The sequence below is a fragment of the Polyangiaceae bacterium genome, assembly GCA_020633235.1.
GTDB lineage: Bacteria > Myxococcota_A > Polyangia > Polyangiales > Polyangiaceae > JACKEA01.
On sequence record JACKEA010000013.1, the window covers coordinates 1 to 15,516 of the forward strand.

Consider the following 15,516-nt stretch of genomic DNA (forward strand, 5'->3'; position numbering starts at 1 on the left):
TGTGCGCTATCTGGTCGTCGAGATGAGCGCGGCGCTGGTGCAAGGCGCCTGAGGGATGACCGAAGACATCCATCTTTGGTTCGAACGCACGGACGACCCGCGCATCGGACAGGCCGTGCGTTCGGCGGGAGGCATCTCGATCTCCGGCAACTTCGGAATGATGCCTCCAAGCATTGGCGGCGACGAGCTGGAGGACAGATTCGACGTCGTCACCCACTGTCACGGCCTGCGGGACTTCAGCGCCGAACTGGGAGCCGCCGCCGAAGTTGACGTCGACGGCGTACTCCTGAAGGTGCTTCCGCCCGAACGCATCGTCGTAAGCAAGCGCGCCACAAATCGCGAGAAGGACGCATGGCGCTTCCTGCACTCGAAACTGCCCTGGCCGTCATGAAAGACGAGAAGGACGTAGCGGGATGACGCCAAGGTCAGCCCGCGCGTTTTCATCGAGCCGTGACGCGAGGCGTCTCGCGACTCAGGCGAACGATGGGCAGCGTGCCTGCGACTCTTCTTCGCATGGCCGCGCCGCCGCTAGCGTCGGCGACGGCGTCGACCGAGCACCAGCGCGAGGCCGGCCAACGCGAGGGCTCCGTAGCTCGGGCTTCGCGCAGGGGCCGTGCGGCAGCCGCAGCCGCCATCGTCGTCCACGGTGAGCGACTTGACGCCACCGTCGGCAGTGCCGCCATCGGTGATGATGCCGCCCGTGCCGCCAGTTGCGCCCGTGCCGCCAGTTGCGCCCGTGCCGCCAGTTGCGCCCGTGCCGCCGGTCGCGCCCGTGCCGCCGGTCGCGCCCGTGCCGCCCGCGACACCTCCTGTCGCAGCTTCGCCCCCGACGCCGCCTTGGGCGGCCGTCGCGCCTTCTCCGCCCAGCCCGCCAGTGGCGTAGGCGCCACTACCGCCGCTGCCTCCTCCCGGAGCGCCGCCCGTAACGCCGGCATCGCCGTTGAACAGATTCCCCACCCCTTCGGTGTCCAGGGCGCAGCCCGCTGCGAGCACTACGACCAAGGGCAAGATTCGGAAAGAACGCATCCAGGTGAGTGTAGCGCCGTTTTGTCCTCCGCGAGGAGGTGGCCACGACACCTACCGTGTGTGCAAGGGCATCAACCGTAGCGGACCCACAGATAGTAGACGGCAAAGAGCCCCTGGAAGGCGATGCCGGCAAGGCTCATGTTCACGAGCCAACGCGGCGGGCGAAGCTTCTTTTCGACTTCCGCTCCCGTAACCGCCCGGTGATTGAGCACGCTGAGCAACGGCGCCGACAGGAACGAGAGCGTGGTCGCGATGTCGACGAGCGATTTGAGGGACTTCATGAGCAGGCTGATGATGAGCAGCGCCCCCGCGGAGAGCACCAGCAGCGCGACCCAGTAGCTGCGCCGCTGGGCGGGCTCCCCGAGCTCGTAGCGCGCGCCCGTCTCCGGCCCGCGGAAACGGGCGACGAGGACGGCCAGCGCCCGCGGAAAGCCATCCACGACGGTCAAAAGGGTCGAGAACATCACGGCGAAGGCCGCCGTGCCGATGATGGGGCGGCTCCAGGCGCCCAAGTTGTCGGAGTACAGGGTGATCACCTGGGCCGCGAACCCGCCCGCGGTGTCCGCAAACTTCTGGCCGCTGCCGTGCATCACACCCGCGCCGAGCAGCACGAAGCACAGCGCCAAGAAGGCCGTCCCCAGATAGCCGATGTGGAAATCGATGGACGACTCTTTCAGCGTGGCCTCGTGGCCGGAGTCTTCCCTCCGCGCCAGCGTCCACAAGGATTGCCAAACGGAGACGTCGATCGCCGACGGCATCCATCCGACCAGCGCAGCCACGAAGAAGATCGTCGGGCGATCGAGCTCGCTGGGCGTGAGCCACCAGTGGGCGCCGGCCCAATTCACCCGGGGGATCGCCATCACGGTGGAGACGATGGTCGAAACGGTGAGCACGCCGACCAGCACCTTCACCACGCGGTCGAGCCAGTGGTAGTGGCCCACGGCCAAGAGCACGGCACAGACGCCGATCAAGGCCGTGGCCACGCCCAGGGGACTGGCCTTGAACCCGAAGGTCGCCATCGCGAGCCCGGCGGTCACCAAGCCGATGGCGCCGAGCACGGTGAACATGGTGCCCAGGGTGAGCAGGCCGTAGAGCACGAGCGCCCACGTGCCTTGCCGCCGATAGCCCTCGAGGATCGAGGTGCGCGTGGCCACGGAGTAGTAGGGGCCGAAACGAAACGCGGGGTACTTCACGACATTGGCGAGGATCACCATGCCCACCAGAGCCAGGCCGTAGACGGCACCGGCGCGGGTGGACTGCACCAGATGCGACACGCCCACTGCCGCGGCGGCGAACAGCAAGCCGGGACCCAGCGCCGACAGCACTCCTTTACGTGACGTCTCGGTCATGACCCCTTCCGGCAGCGGAGGATACAGGTGTCGGGGCGGGTTGCGCGAGTCTCCGCCCCATGCTTCGCTCCGCCGCCATGACGCTTCGCTTCGTTTCGCTGCTGGCGGTGTTCTCGGTGTGCGCGAGCTTCGCTGCCTGCAGCAGTGACGACAGCTCCAACGGCGGCTCCGGGGGCACGGCGGGCAGCGCCGGTGCGGGTGGTACGGCGGCCGTCGGAGGGGGCGCGGGAGTCGACGCCGGCGTGGACGCCTCAGACGATGGCGACGCCGCCTTTACCCCCGACGGATACATCCCGGATCCCCTCCCAGAGCACATTTCCTTCGCCGCCAAGAACCCGATCCCCACGGGGCTGTCGCTGCTGTTCGATGACTGGAACGCCAATCCGAACAAGGTGCTCAGCATCCGCCCGGACGGCACGGGAGAGACGGAGATCTTCCAGGCGTACCGCGTGTGGAGCCTCGGCGCATCGCACGATGGAAACACCGTCGCCTTCGCCTGCGGGGATCCGCTTCAGCTCGAGCACTATGGCCTGGCTTTGGGCGACGCCATCCAGAACACCTGGCTCTACGACACCAGCGCCCAGACTGCGAAGGTCCTCTCCTTCGGCAACATCAACGATGAATGCCACACCTTCAACCAGAAGGACGACACGTTGTACGTGTGCCGTCGCTACGATTTCCAGGAGCTGCCGGGACCGCAGTTCAGCAACAAGGGCTATCAGCTGGGTCGCATGAACGTGGCCAGCGGCGCGTTCGAGTTCTTGACCCCCGAACCCGTGATGAAGCTCGAGGTCTCGCCCGAGCCCACGGCGGACGAGTCCGAGATCTACTACACGGTGGTGGAGATCCAGGGCGGCACGCAGAGTCGCAGCATCGTGAAGACCACGCTGCCCACGGGTACCCCCACGAAGGTCGTGGACAGCGCGACGCTGCGAGACCTGTCCCCGGACGGCACCAAGCTCCTGTACCAGAACCACTTGGACAAGGGCACGCTGTACGTGTCGGACGTCGACGGCGCGAACGCCGTGCAAGTCACGAGCCACCCGGGCACCAACGCCAGCTTCTCGCCGGACGGCAGCCGCATTGCCTATCTGTACGGAGAAACCCAGAGCTGCAATCACATCGAGACCGTGGCAGTGGATGGCTCCGAAGCCGGCGCACCAAAACGTGTCCGGGACTGCGGCACGGCGTTCGTCACGGACCTGGTCTGGATCGACAAGCAGTGACGCTGTAGGCTCGCCGCGTGATGCACGTGCGGCGAGCGGGGGCGGCGCTCTTCTCCACTCTACTCCTGTGCCAGTCTGCGCTGGCGCAGGCTCCACAACCGGTGACCGCGACGGACGGCGGTGTGGTGGACGTCACCACGGCTCCCCCGCCCGCACCCAGCGCGCCCGCACCCAGCACGCCCGCACCCAGCGCTACGCCCGTGCAGCCCGCTCCCGGAGGCTATCTACGTCCCTACTCGCCCTACCCGCCGCCCGGTTACGTACCGCTCGTCCTCGAGGGTTCGCAGCCGGGGCTCTCCTTCACGTTGTCCCTCGACAGGAAGGCCGAGCGCCCCGTCGTGCGTTGTCCGGATCGCTGCCTCGTCTACGTGACGCCCAACGAGTACTGGCTGTCGGTCGGTGAGAGCTCGGATACGCTCGCGGGGCGCCGCAAGGTGAGCGTGGACGGGCCCTCGCGCCTGGTCGTGGATCCCAGGACCAAGAGCGCTCGCTCCACGGGGCTCACACTGGGTGTCAGCGGCATCGTGTTGCTCTTCGTGGGCAGCATCGCCCTCTTGGCGGGCATCGGAGAAAGCCTGGACGAGAACAGCGACTCGGGCAGCAACTTGGCCGTGCTCGGGCTCGGCGGCATGGTCGCTGGTGCCATCCTCACCCCCATCGGCTGGGTGCAGTTCGGCCGCTCCGCGCCAGGCGTGCAGAACGAGCAACTGATGCGCGCACGCTGAAAGGAAGAACATGAAACCCACGAACACCACCATCTTCGCCGCCGTCGCGCTCTCCGCCGCCGCCTTGCTCGCCTGCAAGAAGAAGCAGGCCGAGGAGACACCCGTCCCCGCGGCGCCGGCCGCAACCGCTCCTGCTACGACGACGACGAGCGGGCTCGCGGGAAGCTGGAGCATCAGCAAGGGCCAAAACCCAGGCGGCGGCAGCTATTCGGGCACGGTGGAGATCTCCAGCTCCGGCGATTCTTACACGCTGAAGTGGACGCTGGGCACCGGCGAGAGCTACGGCGGTGTCGCGCTGGAGCGCGACGGCGTGCTTGGCGTCGGCTGGGGCAAGCAAGGCTACGGCGTGGTGATGTACACCATCAGTGGCGGCAATCTCGATGGGCGCTGGATCACGGATACCGACAACAGCGTCGGTACCGAGGTCCTGTCCGGCCCCTCCGGATTGGACGGCAGCTACAAGATCACCAGCGCCCGAACCAGCAAGGGCAGCACCTACGCCGGCACCGTGAACATCCACCCCAACGGCGACACCTACAAGATCGACTGGCGCCTCACCAGCGGCGAAGCCTACTCCGGCGTGGGGCTCAAGGAAGGCAACACCCTGGTGGTGGGTTGGGGCCCCGCGGACGTTGGCGTCGTCGCCTACAAGGTGCAAGGCAGCACCCTCGACGGACGCTGGGCTCAAGCGAGCGCGGCCAAGATCGGGACGGAGACGTTGCAGAAGAAGTGAGCCGCGAGGTTCCGCGCCGAACCAACATCCATTCGGAGAGCTACGATCTTGATGTTGGCTCGGCGCGATGCCCGTCTCAGCTCGGGCCGTGCACGCAGCGGACTTCGGCCGTCGCCGTCACGGCGGTGGCAGTGACCGTCAACGGGTTGAAGTCCACGAGCCAAGCTTTGGAGCCGTCCGTCGCGACCGGCGACGAGGTCCAGACCGGTACGGCGGAGTTGAACACATTGAGGTCAATCGCGTTCTTCGAGTCCGTCTTGGCGATGGTGAGGAGCTCCTTGACGGACGGCAGACGCCACCCGGTAGCGAAACCCGCACCCTGTGCGCCCTTGCAATACTTGAGCGCATCCTTCCACGTCTCGGCAGGCGTCGTGCCCGTTTGCCAGTGGAGCCCGGTGCGACCGTCTTGAACGGTTCCGTTGAACGGCTTGCCCATGGCGCCGCTGATCGGCTGACCAGAAACGCACAGCACGCTGACCAAGGTGCTGCCAGGCGCGGGAATCGGCAGGCCGGTATCCGCCGTGAAGGTCCACCCGGTTCCGGCCTCGGGAGCGGTCTCCGCTGCCCAGAAAGGCCCTTGTTTGGCGAAGGTAGCTGGTACCGCGTCAATCGACGCTCCGTAGTCCATCAGCGACAACAGCTCGAGGAACGTTGGTACGCGCCAGCCAAAGCCGGAGCCCTGGCACGCCGCGCTCGCTCCCGAGTGAGACGTTTGAGCGTTCCCCAAGCGCCACGCCAGCCCAAGCACGGAATCCGTGACGACGGCGCCATTGACGGAATACGTCGGCTTGTCGATCTCGAAGTTCCCATCCTGTCCGTAGTAGTCGGCGCCGTCCCCCGGACAGCTCACCCCGAACGTGACGCCATCGCTGCAGGACGTGGTTGCCGAATCCGGCCACTTGCCGGTGCCCGGCACGCCGCCGCTGCCCGCCGCACCACCGCTGCCCGCCGCACCCGCTGCCTGCCGCGCCCGCTGCGCCACCGCGCCCGCTGCGCCCGCCGCGCCACCGCTGCCCGCTGCGCCCGCCGCGCCACCGCTGCCCGCCGCAGCGCCGCTGCCGCGGCGCCACCTGTTCCGCCAATGCCCGCGGCGCCGCCGCTGCCCGCCCCAGCGCCCGTTCCGCCGCTACCGGTGACGGTGTTCTTGGAGGACGAGGAACAAGCGGCGAGCGCGCAGGCGCTCCACAAGACAAGGATCCCGATTTTCACGCTGCGAGCATAGCCCGCGGTGCGTCAGCGCTCCAGACGCTTGTACTTGATCCGGTGCGGCTGATCGGCATCCACGCCCAGGCGACGCTTTCTGTCCGCCTCGTAGGCCTGGTAGTTCCCTTCGAACCACTCCACGTGGCTGTCCCCCTCGAAGGCCAGGATGTGGGTGGCGATGCGGTCGAGGAACCAGCGATCGTGACTGATGACCACGGCACAGCCGGGGAAGTCCAGCAGCGCCTCTTCGAGGGCGCGCAGCGTTTCCACGTCCAGGTCGTTGGTCGGCTCGTCGAGGAGCAGCAGGTTGCCGCCTTCTTTCAGGAGCTTGGCCAGGTGCACGCGGTTGCGCTCGCCACCGGAAAGCGCGCCGACGGGCTTCTGCTGATCGCTGCCTTTGAAGCCGAACCAGGCGCAGTAGGCGCGGGACGCCACCTCGCGCTTGCCCAGGGTAATGCGATCTTCGCCGCCGCTGATCTCCTGCCACACGCTGCTGTCGCCCGAGAGCGCCTCGCGACTCTGATCCACGTAGGCCACCTGCACCGTGTCGCCCACGACGAGCTCTCCCGAGTCCGGCGTGTCCTGCTTCACGAGCATGCGGAACAGCGTGGTCTTGCCGGCGCCGTTGGGTCCGATGACGCCCACGATGCCGCTCCGCGGTAGCTTGAAGGAAAGATCGTCGACCAACAGACGATCCCCGAAGCCCTTGTTCAGGTTCTTGGCTTCGATGACCAAGTCTCCCAAGCGAGGCCCGGGCGGAATGCTGATCTCCGTGGGGTCGCTCGAACCCTTGTTGCTCTTTTCCACGAGCTCGTCGTAGGCCGCGAGGCGTGCCTTGCTCTTGGCTTGCCGCGCGCGGGGTGACGCCCGCACCCAATCGAGCTCGTGCTTGAGCTTGCGCTGGCGAGCGCTCTCCTGTTTCTCCTCCACGGCGAGCCGCGCGGACTTCTGCTCCAGCCAGCCGGAGTAGTTGCCCTTGTACGGATAGCCGCGCCCGCGATCGAGCTCCAGGATCCACTCCGCGACGTCGTCCAAGAAGTAGCGATCGTGAGTGATGGCCACCACGGTCCCCGGATACTCCTGTAGGTAGCGCTCGAGCCACGCCACGCTCTCGGCGTCCAGGTGGTTGGTGGGCTCGTCCAAGAGCAGCATGTCCGGCCTGCCGAGCAGCACGCGGCACAGGGCCACGCGTCGCTTTTCACCGCCGGAGAGCTTGTCGATCTCGGCGTCCGGAGGCGGCGTGCGCAGGGCTTCCATCGCCACCTCCACGCGGTTGTCGAGCGTCCAGGCGTCCGCGGCGTCGATCTGGTCCTGGAGCTTGGCCTGCTCGTCGAGGAGCTTCGTCATCTCGTCGTCGCTCATCGGCTCCCCCAGCTTCATGCTGACCGCCTCGAACCGCTCGAGCAGCGCGCGAACGTCCGCCACGGCGACGTCCACGGCCTCCTTCACGGTCTTCGCGTCTCCCAGGTCCGGTTCCTGCGCGAAGTAGCCGATCTTGGTCCCGGGGTGGGGGTGCGCCTCGCCCAAGAACTCCGTGTCGACCCCTGCCATGATGCGCAGGAGGGAGCTCTTGCCGGAACCGTTCACGCCAATGACGCCGATCTTGGCGCCGGGAAAGAAGGCGAGGGTGATGTTCTCCAGCACCTTCTTGTCCGGAGGGTGAACCTTGGTCACCTCCTGCATCGTGAAAATGAACTCGGGCATGCGCCGCTCAATACCCTGAACGTTTCCGTTTCGCGAGTGGCGATCGCCACCCCCCCGCTACGCGGGCAACTCTGCCCGGGCGTGCCCCTCCTTCGAACGCGCTGCGCGATATCCGAAGGGGTGGGGTTCCTCAGCGGGCTCGCGCCGCCCCGACCTCAGGCGGCTTCGCTGGCGGCGTCGCTCTTGAGCTGACCGAGAATGGCGTCCACCGTCTTCTTCGCGTCCCCGAACAGCATCTGCGTGTTCTCCATGAAGAACAGCGGGTTCTCGATGCCGGCGTAGCCGCTCGCCATACCGCGCTTCATCACGATGGTGGTCTTCGCTTTCCACACCTCGAGCACGGGCATGCCGTAGATGGGGCTCTGCGGGTCGTCGAGGGCGCTGGGGTTCACGATGTCGTTGGCGCCAATCACGAGCACGACGTCCGTCTCCGGGAAGTCCTCGTTGATCTCTTCCATCTCGAGCACGATGTCGTACGGCACCTTGGCTTCCGCCAAGAGCACGTTCATGTGCCCGGGCAGGCGACCGGCCACCGGGTGAATCGCGAAGCGCACGTTGGTGCCCTTCTCCTTGAGCACCCGTGCCACCTCCCACAGCGGATACTGCGCCTGTGCCACGGCCATGCCGTAGCCAGGCACCACGATCACGCTCTTTGCGTCCTTCAAGAGGCCCGCGGTCTCGTCCGCGGTGATGCTCACCACCTCGCCCTGCGGCTCGCCCTCCTTGCGGGCGGGCGCGGAACCCTCGGCGGCGCCGAAGCCACCGAAGATGACCGACAGGAACGAGCGATTCATGGCGCGGCACATGATGTACGAGAGGATCGCGCCGCTGGAGCCGACCAGTGCACCGGTGATGATGAGCAGATCGTTCGAGAGCATGAAGCCCGCGGCGGCGGCGGCCCACCCGGAGTAGCTGTTGAGCATGCTCACCACCACGGGCATGTCCGCACCGCCGATGGCCATCACCAGCAAGATGCCGAGCACAGAAGCGAGCCCAGTCATGATCAAGAGCGGAGTGAGGCCTCCATGGGCGCTGGCAGCGAGGAACTGCGCGCCGAGGGCCACGCTCCCACCCACCAAGCCCAGGTTGATGAGATGGCGCGCCGGGAGCAAGAGGGGCTTGCTTCCGATCATTCCGCGCAGCTTTCCGAAGGCGATGATCGATCCGGTGAAGGTGATGGCGCCGATGAACACGCCGACGAACACCTCCACCTCGTGGATCACGGCTTCCGCGCCCACGAGCTGATTCGATGGATCGAGGTAGCTCGCGATGCCGACCAGCACCGCAGCGGCGCCGACGAAGCTGTGCAAGATGGCGACGAGCTCCGGCATGCTGGTCATCGCCACGCGGGCGGCGAGGGTGGCGCCGATCACCGCGCCCACGAGCACTGCGCCGAGAAGCGGTAGATACCCCGTGACGCTGCCGCCCGCGGCGGTGGCGCCGAGGGCGATCAGCATCCCGACGATGCCAAAGGTGTTTCCCCGCCGCGCCGTCTCCTGCTTGCTGAGCCCACTCAGGCTCAGGATGAAGAGAACGCCGGCGGCGAGGTAGGCGGTGGTGACGAGGCTGTGCGGCATGGCTACTTGTGGAACATCCGCAGCATTCGCTGCGTCACGAGGAATCCCCCAGCAACGTTGATGGTCGCGATGAGCACGGCCACCGCACCCAGAATGGTGACGGGCGACTGGAGCGGCCCGCTGATCTGGAGCATGCCGCCGATCAAGATGATACCGCTGATGGCGTTCGTGACGCTCATGAGCGGCGTGTGGAGCGACGGCGTCACGTTCCAGATCACCTGCCAACCGATGATCACGGCCAGCACGAACACGGTGAGGTGAGTGAGGAAGCCGGCGGGTGCGACCATGCCCAAGGCGGCCAGCGCGACGGCCGCCAGCAGCATGCCGATGGCGCCGGCGTTGCCCTTCTTGGGAGGCTCCGCCAGCTTGTCGCGATGAGCCGGCGGCACGGTGCTCGGTATCTTCGGCTTCTTGGGTGCCGGCGGAGGCTCCGCCTTGGGCGGAGGCCACATCAGCTCGCCGTCGTGCAGCACCAACGCGCCGCGAACGACGGGATCGTTGTGATCCACGTGCCAGCTCTTGGCCCCGCCCATGTCCGCGAGCAGATGATAGAGGTTCGAGCCGTACAGCTGGCTGGCCGTGGGGGCGAGGCGACTCGGCAAGTCGATGTAGCCGATGACGGTCACACCCTCGTGGGTGATCACCTGCCCCGGGCGCGTGACCTGGCAGTTGCCGCCGGCCTCTGCGGCCAGGTCGACCACCACCGAGCCCGGCTTCATCATCTCCACCATCTCGCGGGTGATCAGCTGCGGAGCCGGTTTCCCGGGAATGAGCGCGGTGGTGATGACGATGTCCACGTCCTTGCATTGGGCGGCGAACAGCTCCATCTCCGCCTTGATGAACGCGGGGCTCATCACCTTGGCGTAGCCGCCTTCGCCCGCGCCATCTTCCTCGAGTGCCACCTCGAGGAAGTCCGCCCCCATGCTCTTCACCTGATCCTTGACCTCGGGGCGAGTGTCGAAGGCACGAACGATGGCGCCCAGACCGCGGGCAGCGCCGATGGCCGCCAGGCCCGCGACGCCGGCACCGATCACCAACACCTTGGCTGGCGGCACCTTGCCCGCGGCAGTCATCTGCCCAGTGAAGAAGCGCCCGAAGAAGCTGGCAGCCTCGATCACCGCACGGTAGCCGGCGATGTTGGCCATGCTGCTCAAGGCGTCCATCTTCTGAGCGCGAGTGATGCGTGGCACCTGGTCCATGGCCAGCACCGTCGCCTTGCGCTCAGCGAGCCGCTGGATCAGCGCCTCGCTCTTCGCCGGCCAGATGAACGAGATCAGCGTGGCACCTTCGCGCAGCAGATCCACCTCGTGGCGACTCTTGTCGTCATCGGGCAGCTCGTCCGGTGGCTGCACCTTGAGCACGATGTCGGCTTCGCTCCACAGCTCGGGCACGTCTTTCACGATGCGTGCACCGACCTTCTCGTAGGCGTCGTCGAAGAACGAGGCTCCGTCGCCGGCGCCACTCTGCACCAGCACCTCGAAGCCCAACTTTTGCAAGCGCGCCGCGGTCTCCGGAGTCGCCGCTACGCGACGCTCGCCGATGCGCACCTCTCTCGGGATGGCGATTTTCATCGAAACTGACCGCCAGCGCTGCGATCGAGCCAAGAGCAGCAGCACGCCGCCCGAGCTGGGCGCGCCGGCGTTGCTTCCATAGCTCAATTTGGAGAGCTTGGGGCGCTTTCGGCCGCCCTCGATGATGGGCGACAGGAACGGAGGAACTGGCCCCGGAATGCGGCGCCGGCTACCCTCCCAGATCTGCGAGGAGAGCGGAAATGGCAATGTATTGGCGTTCAGCCCTGGCCTTGAGCGCAGTATTTTTGGTGGCTTGCGGCAGCGACGACGCTTCCGAGAGCACCTTCGACGCCGGCTCCGGCGGCAGCGGTGGGGGCTCCACGGGAGGCACCGGCGGCGCCATCACGGGCGGGACCGGGGGCACCGCAGGCGCAGCGGGTTCTGCGGGTTCCGCGGGTTCTGCCGGCGCGAGCTGTGGCAACTTCGGCGCTGACGCCGCGTGTCAGGATTGCCTGAAGACCAAGTGCTGCACCGAAGGCGCCGCCTGCGAGGCGGACCAGGACTGCAAGGGCATGGTGGAGTGCGCTCGAAAGTGCCCCGACCCTACGGACACCGCGGGTCAGTGCGTTCAGGACTGCGCCGTCTCCAACAACAACGGCGGGCCGGCCTTCAATCCGGCGATCATCTGTCAGGGCAACGAGTGCTCGATGTGCTCGTACTTGTGATGGTTTGATTTGCCGCTGCAGCGCGGAACCGCGCGGCCGCGAGGTTCCGCGCCGAAGCGACAAAATCAGTCTGGTAACGGAGTGACGAGGAAATTCGCGCTGGCGCTGGCAATGGGCCGCGCGCGATCCTCCTGCCACGCTTCGACACGAACACTGGCCACGCGCCGTCCATGCTTGGTGATCACGGCCTTGGCAAAAGTATCCACCGGCCGACCGGAGCGCAGGTACGCCACGGTAATGTTGATGGTCTTGGGCAAGACGACCGTCTCCGCTTGCCAGAAGAGCTCGAACACCGCGGCGGATTCCAAGAGCGCACCAATGGTGCCGCCGTGCAGCGCGGGCAACACCGGGTTGCCGATCAGCGGATCGGCGTAGCTGAGCTTGGCGACCATCTCGCCGTCGGCGAGCTCGGCGCTGATGCCGAGGAAGCGCCAATAGGGGATCGCCGTCACCAGCTCGGAGAAGTCACCGGCCTCCTTGGCGCGACGAATGGCGGAAACCAGGTCGCTCATCGGCCGTCGGCTCCACGAATGGGCTTGCCCTTGCCTTGGATCATGAAGGTGCCCGCGGCGGACGCGATGGGGTCGTCTTCGTCGTGGAAGGCCACGCCGCGTACGAACGCTACGTGGCGCGTGACCTTGTAGCACTCGGCGCGACAGACCACGTCGCGTTTGGCGGCGCCGGTCTTCAAGTAGTCGATGCGCAGATCCAAGGTGGCGATGGGCGCCGGCTGCCCCAGCTTGAGGAACACGGCGGCGCCGCAGGCCGCGTCCAACATGCTGGTGACGGCCCCGCCGTGGAGCACGCCGGTTTCGGGGTTGCCGACCAGCTCCTCCTTCCAGGGGAGCAACAGCGTCGCGGTGCCGGCGTCGAAGTCGATGAAGCGCAAGCCCAGCGCGCGATTGTGGGGGATGGCCTGGGTGAAACCCTGGTCCAGGCGCTGGAGCTTCTCCGCCTTCGACATGGGGCCGGGAGCATAGCGCCGTTAACACGGCGCCGGCGACCGGCATCCGAGGTCTGAATGCTGCGCGACACGAACCAAAAGGAGACCTTCATGCGACGCATCCCCCTACTCGCCGGCGTGATTGGCCTGAGCCTCCTCGCTGCCCCCACCTTCGCGGCCCCCGCGGGGCCCAAGCGCCCGAATGCCGCCGCCAAGCACAAGGCCGACCCCGCAAAGCGGGATGCGCGTCGCCTCGCCGGCCTGAAGGCCGCCGGCGTGGACGACGCCCGCGCCCAGAAGGCGCTCGGAACGATGAAGAAGTTCGATGCCGAGCGCAAAGCCGTGGCGGAGAGCACGCGCTCCTCGCGGCAGGCCTTGAAGAAGCTGATCCAGTCCAAGAGCAGCGACGAGAACGCTTATCGCACCGCGCTTTCTTCGCTGAACGCGGCACGCAAGAAGATGCAGGGCATCCAAGATCGCGAGCTCGCGGCGCTGGGGCAGATCCTCAAGCCCAGTGAGCAGGCCAAGCTGCTGGCCGCACGCCGCGGCGCCAAGAGAGGTCCGAAGCGCTGACCCCACCTCCTCCTCGAGGCGCTTCCGCCACCGCCGCCCCGGGCAATGCCGCCCGGGGCGGCTCGGCCATTTCCAAACGCCGCGGCGTGAGCCACGCTCCCGGCGTGAGCTACGCGGCAAGCCTTCAATCGATTCGTACGGCGCGCGAGCGCATCGCACCCCACGTGCACGTCACGCCGATCCTCACCAGCCGCACCCTGGACCAGCGCGCTGGGCGCGAGCTGTTCTTCAAGGGCGAGTGCTTTCAGCGCGTGGGCGCCTTCAAGGTGCGTGGCGCGATGAACGCCGTGCTCTCGCTCTCCGGCGTGGATGCTGAACGCGGCGTGGTGACGCACTCCAGCGGAAACCACGCACAAGCGCTGGCGCTCGCGGCGAAGACGCGAGGCATCGCGGCCCACGTGGTGATGCCGGAGACGGCGCCACGGGTGAAACGCGCCGCCGTGGAAGGCTACGGCGCGCGCGTGGTGACCTGCGCACCCACGCTGCCGGCGCGGGAAGAGACGGCGAACCGTGTGGCGCAGGAGACCGGCGCGGTGCTGATCCCGCCCTTCGATCACCCCGACGTCATCTCCGGCCAGGGCACGCTGGCCCTCGAGATCTTGGAACAGGTGCCGGAGCTCGATGCCATCGTGATGCCGCTGGGGGGCGGCGGCATGCTGAGCGGCGTCGCGATCGCGGGCAAGGCGCTAAAACCGAGCTTGCGCATCATCGGCGTGGAACCGTCGGGGGCCGACGAAGCGGCGCGATCCCGCAAGGCTGGGGAGCGCATCGCGCTGCCCGCGCCGAAGAGCGTGGCGGACGGCCTGTTGGCGGGTATCGGCGAGCTCACCTGGCCGCCGGTGCGCGACCTCGCAGATGACGTGCTGGTCGTGGACGACGACGCCATTTTGGGCGCCATGCGTCTCGTGTGGGAGCGCATGAAGATCGTGATCGAGCCCAGCGCCGCCACGCCGGTGGCCGCCCTGCTCGAGCGGCCGGAGCTGTTCGGCGCGCGGCGCGTGGCGGTGGTGCTCTCCGGCGGCAACGTGGACCTGGACGCGCTGCCCTTCTGAGATTGAGATTCGGCTTTGGTTCCACTACGGAAGGACGCGATGACGGACAAGTGGTGGATGGTCGTGCTGTTGACCGCGGGGTTGGGTGCTTGTTCATCGAGCTCGAAGACCAAGGTCATCGACAACACCGACGCCGGTGGTGGCTCGGCCGGTAGCGGTGGCTCGGCCGGTAGCGGTGGCTCGGCCGGTAGTGGTGGCTCGGCCGGTAGCGGTGGCTCGGCCGGTAGTGGTGGCTCGGCCGGTAGTGGTGGCAGTACCAACGACGCCGGTTGCAGCTCGCCGCCGAGCTGCGAGGGCGGTGGCGATTGCCAACTTCCAATCGTCAGCGGCCAGCTCCATCCCGGAGCCCTCGCCGTGGACGCCACCTCGATCTACTGGGTGAACGCCAAGAGTGCGGGCTTCGATCTGATGAAGGCGCCGAAGGGCGGCGGTTGCGCCGCGGTGCTTCGTGCCGACGTGAACGCCGGCGTGCAGGTGGGCGACGTGCTCATCGACGAGACCGACGGAGCCGTGATCGTGGGCAGCGACGATGCCGCCCGGGCCGTGGTCCGCGTCGACCCCAACACCGGCGTGGATCTGACGGTCGGACCGTGCAACATCGCCGGCCTTGGTGTGGCGACGCAAACTCCGGCCGCGGTGGTGTACCCGTGCGGCGAGAGCTCCAGCAGCGTCTGGAAGATCGCGCGCGCCGCGGGATCGACCCGGGAGCAAGTGGACTACGACTTGGCAAGCCCCATCGGCAGCATCGCCAGTGACGGCACCAGCGTGTTCTGGAACTACGTGAACGCGTCCATCGACCAGTATCAGCCGGGACAACCCACGGTGAGCCTGAACTCCAACGCCTCTTTTCGCCGCATCGTGGTGTTCGGCAGCACGGTGTATTCGACGACCACGACCGGGAGCGTGTGGAAGTCCGTTCCCGGTTCCGGCTCCGGCGAGCTCGACAATGGCTACACGGATCTGGGCGACCTGCGCGCGACGCAGAACGATAGTGTCTTCGTGATCGACCGCGGCACGGGCAGCGGGGATGGCCGCGTGGCGTCCACCGCGACGACCAAGGATCTGATTACCGGTCTACAGAAGCCCGTAGGCATCGCGCTGGATGGTCAGTACGTGTACGTGAGCGATCAAGCGACGGGCGTGATCTGGCGCGCAAAGCGTCCCTGACC

Annotated in this window: 16 protein-coding genes; 8 read left to right on the forward strand and 8 right to left on the reverse strand. The window is 67.2% G+C overall.

What is annotated here, in order from left to right; genetic code table 11:
• Nucleotides 1–55: 55 nt before the first annotated feature.
• A complete protein-coding gene (locus H6717_41825; protein MCB9583647.1) occupies nucleotides 56–391 on the forward strand; it encodes a hypothetical protein in 336 nt (111 codons plus the stop codon).
• Between the two features lie 137 nt (nucleotides 392–528).
• Here the strand turns inward: H6717_41825 and H6717_41830 are convergent, their stop codons facing one another.
• Nucleotides 529–1,026, reverse strand: a complete 498-nt coding sequence (locus tag H6717_41830; protein ID MCB9583648.1) for an MYXO-CTERM sorting domain-containing protein — start codon at nucleotides 1,024–1,026, stop codon at nucleotides 529–531.
• 71 nt (nucleotides 1,027–1,097) lie between these two features.
• On the reverse strand, nucleotides 1,098–2,375 hold the full coding sequence (locus H6717_41835) for a divalent metal cation transporter (GenBank protein ID MCB9583649.1): 1,278 nt from the start codon (nucleotides 2,373–2,375) through the stop codon (nucleotides 1,098–1,100).
• 59 nt (nucleotides 2,376–2,434) lie between these two features.
• On the opposite strand from H6717_41835, the gene H6717_41840 reads away from it, so the two are divergent.
• The 3 genes from H6717_41840 to H6717_41850 are packed head-to-tail and all read left to right on the forward strand — an operon-like array spanning nucleotide 2,435 to nucleotide 5,059.
• Nucleotides 2,435–3,601 carry a PD40 domain-containing protein gene (locus H6717_41840; protein ID MCB9583650.1) on the forward strand — a complete coding sequence of 389 codons (1,167 nt, stop codon included), beginning with the start codon at nucleotides 2,435–2,437 and terminating at the stop codon, nucleotides 3,599–3,601.
• Nucleotides 3,602–3,618: 17 nt separating this feature from the next.
• Nucleotides 3,619–4,326, forward strand: a complete 708-nt coding sequence (locus H6717_41845) for a hypothetical protein (protein MCB9583651.1) — start codon at nucleotides 3,619–3,621, stop codon at nucleotides 4,324–4,326.
• A 10-nt stretch (nucleotides 4,327–4,336) separates the two neighbouring features.
• Complete coding sequence (locus H6717_41850; protein MCB9583652.1) at nucleotides 4,337–5,059, forward strand: hypothetical protein; 723 nt, start codon at nucleotides 4,337–4,339, stop codon at nucleotides 5,057–5,059.
• Nucleotides 5,060–5,135: 76 nt separating this feature from the next.
• Here the strand turns inward: H6717_41850 and H6717_41855 are convergent, their stop codons facing one another.
• The 4 genes from H6717_41855 to pntA form a co-directional block, all read right to left on the reverse strand.
• Nucleotides 5,136–6,041 carry a DUF1566 domain-containing protein gene (locus H6717_41855; GenBank protein MCB9583653.1) on the reverse strand — a complete coding sequence of 302 codons (906 nt, stop codon included), beginning with the start codon at nucleotides 6,039–6,041 and terminating at the stop codon, nucleotides 5,136–5,138.
• Nucleotides 6,042–6,292: 251 nt separating this feature from the next.
• Nucleotides 6,293–7,966 carry an energy-dependent translational throttle protein EttA gene (gene ettA / locus H6717_41860; GenBank protein MCB9583654.1) on the reverse strand — a complete coding sequence of 558 codons (1,674 nt, stop codon included), beginning with the start codon at nucleotides 7,964–7,966 and terminating at the stop codon, nucleotides 6,293–6,295.
• A 155-nt stretch (nucleotides 7,967–8,121) separates the two neighbouring features.
• The gene (gene pntB / locus H6717_41865; GenBank protein ID MCB9583655.1) at nucleotides 8,122–9,543 is read right to left on the reverse strand and encodes a Re/Si-specific NAD(P)(+) transhydrogenase subunit beta; all 1,422 of its coding nucleotides are present in this window, start codon (nucleotides 9,541–9,543) and stop codon (nucleotides 8,122–8,124) included.
• 2 nt (nucleotides 9,544–9,545) lie between these two features.
• Complete coding sequence (gene pntA / locus H6717_41870) at nucleotides 9,546–11,114, reverse strand: Re/Si-specific NAD(P)(+) transhydrogenase subunit alpha (protein ID MCB9583656.1); 1,569 nt, start codon at nucleotides 11,112–11,114, stop codon at nucleotides 9,546–9,548.
• 200 nt (nucleotides 11,115–11,314) lie between these two features.
• Between pntA and H6717_41875 the strand changes: the two genes are divergently transcribed.
• Complete coding sequence (locus H6717_41875; protein ID MCB9583657.1) at nucleotides 11,315–11,779, forward strand: hypothetical protein; 465 nt, start codon at nucleotides 11,315–11,317, stop codon at nucleotides 11,777–11,779.
• 65 nt (nucleotides 11,780–11,844) lie between these two features.
• On the opposite strand, the gene H6717_41880 is transcribed toward H6717_41875, so the two are convergent.
• Together H6717_41880 and H6717_41885 are read right to left on the reverse strand one after the other, a co-directional pair.
• Nucleotides 11,845–12,291, reverse strand: coding sequence for a PaaI family thioesterase (locus H6717_41880; GenBank protein MCB9583658.1), 447 nt, complete (start codon nucleotides 12,289–12,291; stop codon nucleotides 11,845–11,847).
• On the reverse strand, nucleotides 12,288–12,743 hold the full coding sequence (locus H6717_41885; protein MCB9583659.1) for a PaaI family thioesterase: 456 nt from the start codon (nucleotides 12,741–12,743) through the stop codon (nucleotides 12,288–12,290). The genes H6717_41880 and H6717_41885 overlap by 4 nt, the downstream gene beginning before the upstream one ends.
• A gap of 90 nt (nucleotides 12,744–12,833) precedes the next feature.
• On the opposite strand from H6717_41885, the gene H6717_41890 reads away from it, so the two are divergent.
• From H6717_41890 to H6717_41900, 3 genes are all read left to right on the forward strand, one after another.
• Entirely contained in the window at nucleotides 12,834–13,295 is a 462-nt protein-coding gene (locus H6717_41890) for a hypothetical protein (protein ID MCB9583660.1), read from the forward strand.
• Between the two features lie 104 nt (nucleotides 13,296–13,399).
• A complete protein-coding gene (locus tag H6717_41895) occupies nucleotides 13,400–14,347 on the forward strand; it encodes a pyridoxal-phosphate dependent enzyme (protein MCB9583661.1) in 948 nt (315 codons plus the stop codon).
• 39 nt (nucleotides 14,348–14,386) lie between these two features.
• Nucleotides 14,387–15,514, forward strand: a complete 1,128-nt coding sequence (locus H6717_41900) for a hypothetical protein (GenBank protein MCB9583662.1) — start codon at nucleotides 14,387–14,389, stop codon at nucleotides 15,512–15,514.
• Nucleotides 15,515–15,516: the final 2 nt, after the last annotated feature.